A 12,558-nucleotide genomic window follows, 5' to 3' on the forward strand; every position below is an offset into this window, starting at 1 on the left:
GCACGACGGCTTGCTCCGCCCGCCCGGCCCGCCGATCCGTACTGCACCAGGACTCCAGCACGACTCCGGCCGCACCTGCCGAGATACGGAGGAGTTCCGACAACAGAACGGGGAGACGATCATGCCGGCCATGCCCGACACGCACAGCTCGTACTTCAGCACTTTCCGCCCGGCTCCGGACGCACCCGTCCGCCTCATCTGCCTGCCCCACGCGGGCGGTTCGGCCAGCTTCTACTTTCCGATGGCCCGCGCCCTGGCTCCCGGCGTGGAAGTCATGGCCGTGCAGTACCCCGGGCGTCAGGAACGTCGCGGCGAACCGTTCGTCCCGGACGTCGCCACGCTTGCCGACCAGATCGCCGAGGCCCTCCGGCCGTTGACCGATCGCCCCTACGCGCTGTTCGGGCACAGCATGGGCTCCATCGTTGGTTTCGAGGTGGCGCGCCGTCTCGAAACCATGGGCAACGGTCCTGCGGAGCTCTTCGCCTCCGGTGGCCGCGCCCCCTGCGCCGAACGCCGGGGAGAACTCTGGCACCGAACGCCCGACGACGAGTTCGTCAGGCGGGTCAAGTCCATGGGCGGAGCCGGTACCGAGCTGCTCGACGACCCGGACATGCGGGACATGCTGCTGCCCGCCCTGCGCAACGACTACCGGGCGATCGAGACCTACGAATACCAGCCGCAGGCCGCCCTGTCCTGCCCCGTGACCGTGTTCACCGGGGACGCCGACCCACGGGTCAGCCTCGGGCAGGCACGCGCCTGGGCCAGCCACACGGGCGGCGCCTTCACCTTCGAGGTCCTGCCCGGCGGCCACTTCTTCCTCGTCGACAACCAGAGCGCGGTGCTGCGCACGGTCGTCAACCACCTGAACAAGATCCCCGCCCCCTGCTGAGTTGCGAGTTGTAGCGCCGGCCCACCGTGGTTCCAGCCGCCGTCGAGCCGGCGCGCCCACACTGTTCCGAGCCGATGCGCGCCGGGATCCACCTCGGGCGGACGAAGGGACTGATCCACACCGCCATGACCGTTGGAGCGGAGACCTTCGCGGAGCACATCACCCGCCGCCCCGCGGCCACGGGCGACACCGCCGAGGCCACGCGCCGTGGGGCGCAGCTCGACGCGCTGCTCGGTGATCCCCACGCCCCCGCGAACCCGCACGGCCTGACGAACCTGCTCGCCGCCGATGCCCGGCACCGACCGCCGGGGGAGACCGAATGGCTCCTCGCGCGGGCCGGGCTCGGCGCCGAGTTCGTACCCGTCGCACACGGCGGCCGACTGACCCGCGTGGATCTGCTGGACCGTGTGTTGCGCCCGGTGTCCCGCCGGGACGTCACCCTCGGCTACAGATCCGGCCTCGGCTCCCTGCTCGCCGCTTGCGCGGTCTGGACCTCCGGCACCGAGCAGCAGCGCGCCTCCACGGCCGCACTGCTGCTCGGCGGGGGCCGCATCGCGGGCGCACCCCAGAACGGCCCCGCCCGCGGCGAGATCGTGGCCCGCCCCACCACAGGGGGCTTCCGGCTCGACGGCCGCGGGGAAGGGATCATCGACGGGAACCGTGCCGATGCCTATGTCGTCCACGCCCGCACCGGCCCGGCCGGGACCCCGCACAGCGACTCCGTCCTGCTGCTCCGGGCCGGCCGCCCCGGGCTGCGGATCCTGCCCGGCCCTTTGGCCACCGGCCTGCGCGGCGCCCCCTGCCGCGCAGTCGAACTGACTGACTGCGCGGCACCGGACCGGGCGCTGATCGGCGGGGTGGGAGAGGGCGTGGCGCTCGGGCTGCGGAGCCGTCAGGTGGGTGACTGCCTCGTGCCCGGCCTGCTCGTGACGGCCTCGGGCACCGCCCTGCACTCCGCGGTCCGGGCGTCCTGCGAGGGACGGTCCGACGGGATCGCCCACCGCTGGCAGGGCCCTCTCGCCGGTGTCTTCGCCGACCTCCTCGCCTGCGACAGCCTGGCGACGGTGGCGATGCGCGCGCTGAGCCTGCTGCCCGACCGCGCCCAGGTGCCGGCCGCCGCGGCACGCTACCTCGTGCCGGGTGTGCTGCGTGAAAACCTGGAACAGCTCACCTCCGTGCTCGGTGCGCGCGGCCATGAGCGCGACAGCGCGCGGTACGGGATGCTCGGCAGGCTGATGCGCGACCTTCCGGCCGTCGCGCCCGCAACGAGTGCCGCCGACTGCCAGTCCGTCATCGCACCCCAGCTGCGGGAGCTCGCGGAGCGATCCTGGTTCGCCGAGGACATGCCGCCGCCTGGCCTGTTCCGGCTGTGCGCCGAACTACCCGCCTTCGACCACCGGTTGCTCACCGCCGTGAACAGGGGGGACTTCCTGGCGTCCACGCTTCTCGCCTCCGCCGCCCGGGTCGCCTCCGTCCGGGGCATCGGCGGTCAGATCGGCGTCCTCTCCGATCTGGCCGGTCTGTGCGTCGGTGAGCTGCGCGAACTGCGCGAGCGGCTCCTGGAGATGCCCGCGCCCGGTGCGGGGGAGTACCCCGTCGCCGCGTGGTGCGCCCTGACCGACCGGTACGCCCTGGTGGCCGCCGCCGCGGCTGTGCTCGGCGTCTGGGAGAGCCAGGACGGCAGCGACCCGTTCCTCGCCGCGCCCGCCTGGGCCGTGCTCGCGCTGATCCGCATCGTCGGACGGTTGGGTCTGCGGGCGCCCGAGCCACCGGCCGACGTGCTGGAGACGGTGCGGAACGAACTGGTCCGCCGCCAGCGCGGACACATCAGTTTCGACCTCCACGCCGCGGTGGCGACATGGTGATCCGGCAGCCGGAGCGGGGCGCAGAGCCAGCCGTCGGCGCCGCGCCCCTCACTCCTCCGATACGGCTCCGGGGACCACGTGGCCCCTGGCACGACGTCCGAGACGCGATGGAGCGCTCGGGCAACGTCACCGTGCTGACGACCTGGAGGGAGTGGCTGAGCACCGCGCTCACCCAACCCTCGCTGAAGCCGCTGCTCGGCCGGGACTGGCAGCGTTTCCAGCAGACGGCGACGCCGGTCGTCCGCTACCGGTTCGCCGCTTCCCGGCTCGCCCTCAAGTACACCGCGGCAGCAGTCCTGGGCACCGGGCCCGCCGAGCTCGACCTGTCCTACGCGCTCGACGGCCGTCCGTACCTGCGGGGACTCGGCACGCTGGAGGTCAGCCTCTCCCACGCGGAGGACCTGATCGCGGTGAGCCTGTGCCGCAGCGGCAGGATCGGGGTCGACACCGAGTCCACGACAGCGGGCGTCGACGCGGAGGCGCTGCGCGGTCACGCCTGCACGGCGCCCGAGCGCGAGCTGCTCGACCGGCTTCCCGAGGGGGAACGGGACGCCGAGCTGTTACGGCTGTGGACGCTGAAGGAGGCCTACACCAAGGCCCTCGGACAGGGGCTCAGGTTCGGGTTCACCGAGTTCGGCTTCGCACCGCACGCGGCGAGCGCGGGCGGCCTGCTTCGCACCCCCGACGGCACACCGGTGGACAGTCCCGAGTGGACGTTCGCCACCTGGCCGGAGCTCGGGGGACGCTACCTGGTCAGCGTGGCCTGCCAGAACCTCACGCCCGCCGTCCCTGCCGACCTCGCAGCCGCCTCCCTGCTCGCCCCGTCCGTCGTCGGCGCCCTCACCGAGGAGCTGGCCCGTGACCGGTCACCCAGAGGCGGCGAAGACCTCGTGGAACGCCGCTCGGCGGACCGCGCCCGCGTGGCCGTATCCGACGGACCACGCTCTCACCGAACCCGAAACCTTGGAGTGTCATGTCCCGACGTCTGTTCACCTCGGAGTCCGTGACCGAGGGGCATCCCGACAAGATCGCCGACCGGATCAGCGACACGATCCTCGACGCCCTCCTCGACCAGGACCCCACGTCCCGCGTCGCCATCGAGACCCTGATCACCACCGGTCAGGTCCATGTCGCCGGCGAGGTCACCACCACGGCGTACGCGCCGATAGCCGAGCTGGTGCGCGGCGCCATCCTCGACATCGGCTACGACTCCTCCGTGAAGGGCTTCGACGGTGCCTCCTGCGGAGTGTCGGTGTCCATCGGCGCGCAGTCGCCGGACATCGCGCAGGGCGTCGCGGCCGCCTACGAGTCCCGCGTCGAGGGCGCGGGCGACGAGCTGGACACGCAGGGTGCCGGTGACCAGGGCCTGATGTTCGGCTACGCGTGCGACGACACGGCCGAGCTGATGCCCCTGCCGATCGCGCTGGCGCACCGCCTCTCGCACCGCCTGACCGAGGTCCGCAAGAACGGCACCGTGCCCTACCTGCGCCCCGACGGAAAGACCCAGGTCACCATCGAATACGCCGGGGACCGCCCGGTTCGTCTCGACACCGTCGTCGTCTCCTCGCAGCACGCCGCCGACATTTCCCTGGAGGGCCTGCTCGCCCCCGACATCCGCGAGCACGTCGTCGAGTACGTCCTCAAGGAACTCGCCGAGCAGGGCGCGAGCCTGGAGACCGACGGCCACCGCCTCCTGGTCAACCCCACCGGGCGCTTCGAGATCGGCGGTCCGATGGGCGACGCCGGACTCACCGGCCGCAAGATCATCATTGACACGTACGGCGGCATGGCCCGCCACGGCGGCGGCGCCTTCTCCGGCAAGGACCCGTCCAAGGTCGACCGGTCGGCCGCCTACGCCATGCGCTGGGTCGCGAAGAACGTCGTCGCCGCCGGTCTCGCCCGCCGCTGCGAGGTCCAGGTCGCCTACGCGATCGGCAAGGCCGAGCCCGTCGGACTCTTCGTCGAGACCTTCGGCACGGGCATCCTGCCCGACGAGCGGATCCAGGAAGCCGTCACCGAAGTCTTCGACCTGCGCCCAGCCGCGATCATCCGCGACCTGGACCTCAAGCGGCCGATCTACGCCCAGACCGCGGCGTACGGCCACTTCGGCCGCGAGCTCCCCGACTTCACCTGGGAGCGCACCGACCGCGTGGGGCAGCTGAAGGCCGCGACGGGCCGTTGACCGACCGCGCCGTGCCACCCGGGCCCCCGCGCCCGGGTGGCACGGCTGCCCCCTCATGAGGAGGACCCGCACATGGCCCACCACCGGCGGATGAGGCTCTACTGTTTCGCGCACGCGGGAGCGGGGACCTCCTCGTTCCACGGCTGGGACGGCATCCTCGGACCGGACGTCGAGGTCGTCCCCCTCGCCCTGCCCGGCCGGGGCGAGAGGAGGGGCGAACCGCGGATCACGGACCGCGAGGCACTGCTCGCCGATCTCAGCAAGCGGTTCACCGACGCTCCTCCGGGGCCCTTCGCGCTGTACGGGCACAGCCTCGGCGCGATGATCGCCCACACGGTGACCTGCGCACTGCACGAGGCGGGACTGCCCGGGCCCTCGCTGCTGGCCGTCGGGGCCTGCCCGCCGCCCGCCACCAGGACCCCGCTCTCCGGCGCCCACCACGCCACGGACGCCGAACTGGTCCGGCTCCTCGGCGTCATGGGCGCCGTCCCGGAGGGCGCCCGGCCGGGCGGCTTCTGGTACCGGACCGCGCTCCCGGTGCTCCGCGACGACCTCGCCCTCGCCGACTCGCTGCGCGCCGCCGCCCGGCGACCGCTCGCGCCAGGACCACTGCCTGTACCCCTGCTCGTGGTGACCGGCGAGGACGACCCCATGGTCGGGCCGGACGCGGCAGCCGGCTGGGACCGGTGGACCGCGGGGCCGGTGACGCGGCGCACCCTGCCCGGCGACCACTACTTCGCGGGGCGCCAGGAGCTGCCCCGGCTGCTCGCCGACGCCTGCCGTGCCGTCGGGCACGCCGCCGCCCGCGAGGGCACACCCCACTGCTGCTCCGTTCCGGCTCTAGCCGCCACCGACAAGGTCTAGGCACCACGGACATCCTCGGAGGGGAACGGGGCTGCATTGGGCGCTCGCACCCGTCCGGCCGGCCGACATCTCCAGGGAGAGGCATGAGCCCGTACACGATCACAGCCGATGAGACGCGCGACGCGACGGATGCGCCGCCCGCGCGGGCCTCGTGGCACCTGACGCTGGCCACCGCGGCCGACGGCAGGGCCCTGAAGGCCGGCGTCGCGGCGCTCGAAGCCCCGCAGAGCGCCCGCCCGGGCCATACGACGGGGCCGGTGTCGAAGGTGGGCATCGGCACACCCGGCGGCGGTCACCGTGCCGCGGTGCTGACCGGCCCGGAGGGGGCAGCCGCGCTCGGTACGGCGCAGCCGGGGACGACGGCACAGCCCGCGGCCTTCATGTTCCCGGGCCTCGGCGACCACCACCTGAACATGGGGCGCGACCTCTACCGCGACTTCTCGGTGTTCCGGGCGGAGGTCGATCGCTGCGCCGAGGCCCTCGCCCCCGAACTGGGCCTGGACATCCGCGAGATCATCTTCTCCGCCGCCCCGGCCGCGCAGAGCGAGGCCGGCCAGGGCATGGACCTGCGCCGCATGCTGGGCCGTGACTCCGGTCCGCAGAGCGCCGACGAGCGCCGGCTGAACGCCACCAAAGTGGCGCAGCCGGCCCTCTTCGTCGTCGAGTACGCGCTGGCTGCGCTCTGGGCGTCGTGGGGTGTCCGCCCCTCGATCATGATCGGCTACAGCCTCGGCGAGTACGTCGCCGCCACGCTCGCCGGTGTCCTCTCGCTCCCCGACGCACTGACCCTGGTCGCCCGTCGCGCGGCGCTGATCGACACGCTCCCCGAGGGCGCCATGCTCGCGGTCACGGCGGACGAGGAGACGGCGCGCGGGCTGCTGGGCGAGAACCTCTCGTTGTCCGCGGTCAACGGACCGGACTTCTGTGTGGTGGCCGGACCGGTCGCGGACGTCGAGGCGCTGGAGCTGACGCTGACGGAGCGGGGTGTCGTCAACCGCCGTGTCCAGACCACGCACGCCTTCCACTCCTCGATGATGGAGCCGATCGCGGACCGCGTCACCGAGCTCGCCCGGACGTTCACGCTGAACGCCCCCCGGATCCCGTACATCTCCAACGTCACCGGGCGGCCTGTCACCGACGAGCAGGCCACCGACCCGGGCTACTGGGCCCGTCACCTGGTCAGCACCGTCCGCTTCGCCGACGGTCTGCGCAGCCTCGGCGAGGGCAACCTGCTCCTGGAGGCGGGTCCCGGCCAGACCCTGAACAGCATGGCGACAGCAGTTCTCGGGGCCGGCGCGGGCCAGGGAATCGCCTCGATGCGGCACCCGCTGGAGCATCACTCCGACACGTCGGTGGTGCTCAGGGCGCTGGGCCGCCTCTGGCTCGCCGGCGCGGAACTCGGTGACGGCTTCCCCCAGGCCACGCTGGACATCGACCCCGCCGCCGGGCAGCCGGAGCAGCAGGACGCGGGCCACGAGCCCACCGAGACCGAGCACGCGCTGCACGCCGTCTGGGCCAGGCTGCTCAAGACCGAGGAGCTTCCCTACGACGTCAGCTTCTTCGAACTGGGCGGCAACTCGCTGCTCGCCGCCCGCATGGTCCTCAGGATCAGCCGTACCTTCGGTGTCGAGCTGTCGCTCCGTCAGGTGTACGAGTGGGCCACCCTTGTCCGGATGTCCGCCGCGATCGACACGCTGCTCGCGGGCGGTGACCCGTCCGAGACCGCCGCGAGCGCGCGCTCCTCGCACACGGGCAGCTCGCTGGCCCGTTTCCGGCTGCCCAACGGCCTGACGATCTCCCACCAGAACGAGGCGGAGACCCGCCACTTCTACGAGGACATCTTCGACCACCGGACCTATGCCAAGAACGGCATCACCCTGCGCGACGGTGCCACCGTCGTGGACGTCGGCGGCAACATCGGCCTGTTCACGCTGTTCTCGCACTACGAGGCCAAGAACGTGCGGGTCTACACCTTCGAGCCGGCGCCGCCGCTGTTCCAGCTGCTGAGCCAGAATGTCGCCGAGCACGGGGTCGACGCGAAGCTGTTCAACATCGGCATCTCCGACACCGAGGCCGAGGCGGCCTTCACCTTCTACCCGCGCAGCTCCGGCATGTCGTCCTTCCACCCGGACGAGGCGGAGGAGAAGCACAACCTGCGCACGATCATCGAGAACCAGCAAAAGGCCGGCGCCGATGCTGAATTGGCCCAGCTCGGCTCGTATGCCGAGGAACTCATGGACGTCCGCTTCGAGGCCATCGAGTTCACCGCCCGGCTGCGTCCGCTGAGCGCGGTGATCCGTGAGCAGGGCATCGAGCGCATCGATCTCATCAAGGTCGATGTGCAGAAGAGCGAGCGCCAGGTCCTCGACGGCATCGCCGACGAGGACTGGCCGAAGATCCAGCAGATGGTGCTGGAGGCGCACGACGCCGACGGCGAGGTGGCTCGCATCGTGCAGCTGCTGGAGAGCCACGGCTTCCAGGTCAAGGCGGAGCAGGACGAGCTCTACGTCGGCACGGACATCCACAACATCTACGCCGTACGCGGCACCGCACTGTAAACGGAGTCGGACCAGCGATGGAATTCAAGACAGTAGGCGTGGTCGGTGCCGGCGTCATGGGCGTCGGTGTCGCGCAGAACCTCGCACAGACCGGTCACCAGGCCGTGCTGGTGGACATCTCCGACGAGGTCCTCGACAACGCGCGGCAGGAGCTGCGCAACAGTCTGCGCGCGTTCGCCCTCTTCAACAGGAACTCGGGGGTCGACCCGGAGGCGGTGTTCGAGAAGATCGAGTTCACCACCGACTACGAGAGGCTCGCCGGAGCCGATTTCGTCGTCGAGAACGTCACCGAGGACTGGAGCATCAAGCAGAAGGTCTACGCGGACCTCGATCGCATCTGCCGTCCCGACGTGACGTTCGCGGTCAACACCTCAGCGATCTCGATCACCCGCGTCGCATCGGTCACGAAGCGACCGCGGCAGATCGTCGGCATGCACTTCATGAACCCCGTGCCGATGAAACCGATGGTCGAGGTGATCCGTGGTCACCACACCACGCCCGAGACCATCGACACAGCCCGCCGCTTCCTCGCCGGGATGGGCAAGGAGTGCATCGTCGTCGAGGACGTCCCGGGCTTCGTCTCCAACCGCGTCCTGATGCTCACCATCAACGAGGCCGCGTTCCTCGTGCAGGACGGCGTGGCCCCCGCCGCCGATGTCGACCGCATCTTCAAGACGTGTTTCGACCACCGGATGGGCCCGCTGGAGACTGCCGACCTCATCGGGCTCGACACCATTCTGAAGTCCGTCGAGGTGCTCTACGAGAGCTTCAACGACAGCAAGTACAGGCCGGCCCCACTGCTCAAGAAGATGGTGGCCGCAGGGCTCCTGGGACGAAAGAGCGGCGAAGGCTTCCACAAGTACCGCTGAATCCCTGGTACTCCACCCCGACGGACCGCAGACAACAGGACGGAAGAGAAATGGCCACGAACAACAAGGAAAAGATCGCGGATTATCTCTCCCGGTTTTTCCCGGTGCACGACCTTAAAGACGAGGACGACATCTTCGAGCTCGGATTCGTCAGCTCGATGTTCGCCATGCAGCTGGTCTCCTTCGTCGAGCATGAATTCGCCATCGAGATCGACAACGACGATCTAGATTTCGACAATTTCCGCTCCGTCAAGGCGCTCGACGAATTCGTCGCGCGCAAGCTGTCCACCGCCGTAGCGCATTAGTACGAGAGAGCGGAGACGTCGTCCCATGAGTAGCGCGCTGACCCCGGCACAGGCGCGGGCGCAGAAGGAGTTCCGCGCCTTCGCCGAACGTCACATCGCTCCGTATGCCGACGAGTACCACCGGGCCCAGCGCACACCGCCGGAGGCCGTCAAGCAGCTCGCCGCCGAGGGCCTGCTCGGCCTCTCGGTCCCCGAGGAGTACGGCGGCGGCGGCTGCGACGCGGTGACGCTCGGGCTGCTGGCCGGGGAGCTCGGCCGCGCCTGCTCCTCGCTGCGCAGCCTGCTGACCGTGCACACGATGGTGGCGCACGCGATCGTCCGCTGGGGCAGCCGCTCCCTCAAGGAGTACTGGCTGCCCCGGCTGGCCCGCGGCGAGAGCATCGGTGCCCTGGCTGTGTCCGAGCCGGACGTCGGCAGCGACGCGGGGAGCGTGACCTCGCGCCTTACTCGGGACGGCGACGACTGGGTGCTTGACGGCCACAAGAAGTGGACGACGTACGGCGAGACCGCCGACGTCTACCTCGTGGTCGGCCGCTCGGAGGAGGGGCCCACGGCCGTGCTTGTCGAGCGCGGCACCGAGGGGCTGCGCACCGAGCTGATCGAAGACCTGATCGGCATCCGGGCGTCGATGACGGCGAACGTGTACTTCGACGGGTGCCGGGTGCCGGGCGGGAACCTGCTCGCCCGGCCCGGCCTCGGCGTCTCCCACGTGGTCGGCGCCGCTCTCGACCTCGGCCGGTACACGGTGGGGTGGGGTTGCGTCGGCATCCTCGACGCCTGCGTGGAGGCGAGTGTCGACTACGCCGCCGAGCGGCACCAGTTCGGCTCGGCGATCAAGGACCACCAGCTGGTCAGGCGGCTCATCACCAACATGTACACGGACGCGCGCGCCGCGCGGCTCCTGTGTCTGGAGGCCGGCCGGCTGCGAGATCGGCGCGACCCCGGCGCACTGGCCGGGACCTCGACAGCGAAGTACTTCGCGTCGTCGGCGGCCACCCGGGCCGCGGCCGACGCTGTGCAGATCCACGGCGCCAACGGGTGCAGCTCCGACTTCCCCGTCCAGCGCTATCTCGGCGACTCCAGGGTGATGGAGATCATCGAGGGAAGTTCCCAGATCCATCAAGTAGGGCTTGCCGAGTACGCGTTCCAGGAGCGCGCGCTCGAACGCCGCGGTGCGACCGGTGCGAAGAGCGGGAGTGAAGGACGATGACGACCGTCAAGTGTGTGGTGTGGGACCTCGACAACACCGTCTGGGACGGAGTGCTGCTGGAGGACGGGGACGTGAAGCTGCGGCCCGGGGTCGTGGAGGTGATCCGCACCCTGGACGGGCGCGGCATCCTGCACTCCATAGCCAGCCGCAACGACCACGACGCCGCCATGGCCAAACTGGAGGAGTTCGGCATCGCCGAGTACTTCCTCTACCCCCAGATCACCTGGGACAACAAGTCGGACTCCATCCGGGTGATCGCCGAGACGATCAACATCGGGATCGACACGCTGGCCTTCGTGGACGACCAGCCCTTCGAACGCGACGAGGTCTCCTACGCGCACCCGCAGGTGCTGTGCGTCGACGCCCTGGACGCCGAGCGCCTCCCCGATCTGCCCCGGATGCAGCCGCGGTTCGTCACCGAGGACTCCCGTGAGCGCCGGCACCTCTACCGGGCCGACGCCCAGCGCAACCAGGCCGAGGAGTCGCACCAGGGCACCAACGAAGAGTTCCTGGCCTCGCTGGGGATGCGCTTCGTCATCTCCCCGGCCGAGGAGCGTGACCTCCAGCGCGCCGAGGAGCTGACGGTCCGCACCAACCAGCTCAACGCGACCGGGTACACCTACTCGTACGACGAGTTGAACGCATTCCGCCAGTCACCCGACCACGACCTGCTGGTCGCTGGACTGGAGGACACCTACGGCACCTACGGGAAGATCGGCCTCGCGCTCGTGGAGCGGCGGAGCGACGTCTGGACGGTGAAGCTGCTGCTGATGTCCTGCCGCGTGATGTCCCGTGGCGTGGGCTCCGCACTGCTCGTCCACCTCATCCGCCGGGCCGCCGAGGCCGGGGTGCGGCTGCGCGCCGAATTCGTTCCGACCGACCGCAACCGGACGATGTACGTCACGTACAAGTTCGCCGGGTTCCGGGAGCAGGCGAAGAACGGCGAGGTCTCCGTCCTGGAGCACGACGGCGCCCGCGTCCCCCAGTTCCCGCCGTACATGGAGGTCGTGCTCGAGGACTGACCGCCCGCCTGCGCGCCGTCCCGACGGGGCCGACTCTTCCTGGACAGCGTTTTGAGTCGGCCTCCAGGGCCCTGCCCAATACTGGCCGGGCAGCCAACGGGGAGGAAGCAGATGGTGACGCAGACACTGTGCGAAGCGGCCGATTGCCGCCGGAACCAGCAGTCCGGGAAGCTCGAACCACGTGTCGCGGCCCCGGGGCAGCGGCTCTGCACGCACTGCCGGAGCAGGCTGAGGGAAGACCTCACCAGCCTGCCCGGGCTGTACGACAGCTGTGAGGACGCGCTCACACCGACGATCCCGGCCCTCACGGAGCGCGTCACCTCCGGACGTTCCCGGCAGGGCATCAAGCTCAACGAGGCCGCCCTGCAGGCCCGCGCCGACATGCTGCCGGTGCTCGCCTCATGGGCCGGAGTGATCATTTCCGAGCGCGGTGTGGCCGGGCCGCGGCAGCGCGAGGCGCGGCCCCTGACCGCCTTCCTCCGGCTCCACCTCGACTGGCTGGCCGCCCATCCGGCCGCCGCGGAGTGCGCGGGCGAGATCCGCCGGGTCGCCAACATCGCCCGCTCCGCCATCAGGCCGATGCCCGTCGTCCAGCGCGACCTGGGCCCGTGCCCCATGAGCGACTGCACGGAGCACGTGCGGGTGTCCGTGCGCGACGACGCCGGCCCGACGCACACGGTGCGCTGCGTGGCCGGCCACGCCGTGCCGCCCAGCCAGTGGCTGATGCTGAGCGCAACGAGCGCCTGAGCCCGGCTCAGATGCCCCACCCGACCAATCCAGGCGTCCACGGAAGG

General features: G+C 70.8%; 10 protein-coding genes and 1 pseudogene. All 11 read left to right on the top strand.

What is annotated here, in order from left to right:
- Positions 1-130: 130 nt before the first annotated feature.
- The 11 genes and pseudogenes from OG841_RS48310 (at position 131) to OG841_RS48360 (ending at position 12,511) form a co-directional block, all read left to right on the top strand.
- Positions 131-889: a thioesterase II family protein gene (locus OG841_RS48310; protein ID WP_328643832.1), complete on the top strand. Its 759-nt coding sequence runs from the start codon at positions 131-133 to the stop codon at positions 887-889.
- A gap of 125 nt (positions 890-1,014) precedes the next feature.
- Positions 1,015-2,754 (top strand): acyl-CoA dehydrogenase family protein, encoded by a 1,740-nt coding sequence (locus OG841_RS48315; RefSeq protein WP_365122706.1) that lies wholly within the window; start codon positions 1,015-1,017, stop codon positions 2,752-2,754.
- A gap of 107 nt (positions 2,755-2,861) precedes the next feature.
- On the top strand, positions 2,862-3,761 hold the full coding sequence (locus OG841_RS48320; RefSeq protein WP_328643834.1) for a 4'-phosphopantetheinyl transferase family protein: 900 nt from the start codon (positions 2,862-2,864) through the stop codon (positions 3,759-3,761).
- Positions 3,728-4,936: a methionine adenosyltransferase gene (metK, locus tag OG841_RS48325; RefSeq protein ID WP_328643835.1), complete on the top strand. Its 1,209-nt coding sequence runs from the start codon at positions 3,728-3,730 to the stop codon at positions 4,934-4,936. Before OG841_RS48320 ends, metK begins: the two co-directional genes overlap by 34 nt.
- A 72-nt stretch (positions 4,937-5,008) precedes the next feature.
- Positions 5,009-5,800, top strand: a complete 792-nt coding sequence (locus OG841_RS48330) for a thioesterase II family protein (protein WP_331723832.1) — start codon at positions 5,009-5,011, stop codon at positions 5,798-5,800.
- 380 nt (positions 5,801-6,180) lie between these two features.
- A pseudogene (locus OG841_RS48335) lies at positions 6,181-8,271 on the top strand (FkbM family methyltransferase); the annotation flags it as partial.
- Positions 8,187-9,227 (top strand): 3-hydroxyacyl-CoA dehydrogenase family protein, encoded by a 1,041-nt coding sequence (locus OG841_RS48340; protein WP_331723837.1) that lies wholly within the window; start codon positions 8,187-8,189, stop codon positions 9,225-9,227. The pseudogene OG841_RS48335 and the gene OG841_RS48340, both read left to right, overlap by 85 nt.
- A gap of 50 nt (positions 9,228-9,277) precedes the next feature.
- Positions 9,278-9,532 (top strand): phosphopantetheine-binding protein, encoded by a 255-nt coding sequence (locus OG841_RS48345; RefSeq protein ID WP_331723833.1) that lies wholly within the window; start codon positions 9,278-9,280, stop codon positions 9,530-9,532.
- Positions 9,533-9,557: 25 nt separating this feature from the next.
- Positions 9,558-10,742, top strand: coding sequence for an acyl-CoA dehydrogenase family protein (locus OG841_RS48350; protein WP_328643838.1), 1,185 nt, complete (start codon positions 9,558-9,560; stop codon positions 10,740-10,742).
- A complete protein-coding gene (locus OG841_RS48355) occupies positions 10,739-11,764 on the top strand; it encodes an HAD-IIIC family phosphatase (protein WP_328643839.1) in 1,026 nt (341 codons plus the stop codon). Before OG841_RS48350 ends, OG841_RS48355 begins: the two co-directional genes overlap by 4 nt.
- A 111-nt stretch (positions 11,765-11,875) precedes the next feature.
- Positions 11,876-12,511, top strand: a complete 636-nt coding sequence (locus OG841_RS48360) for a hypothetical protein (protein ID WP_328643840.1) — start codon at positions 11,876-11,878, stop codon at positions 12,509-12,511.
- Positions 12,512-12,558 lie beyond the last annotated feature (47 nt).

It is taken from the genome of Streptomyces canus, assembly GCF_041435015.1.
GTDB lineage: Bacteria > Actinomycetota > Actinomycetes > Streptomycetales > Streptomycetaceae > Streptomyces > Streptomyces canus_G.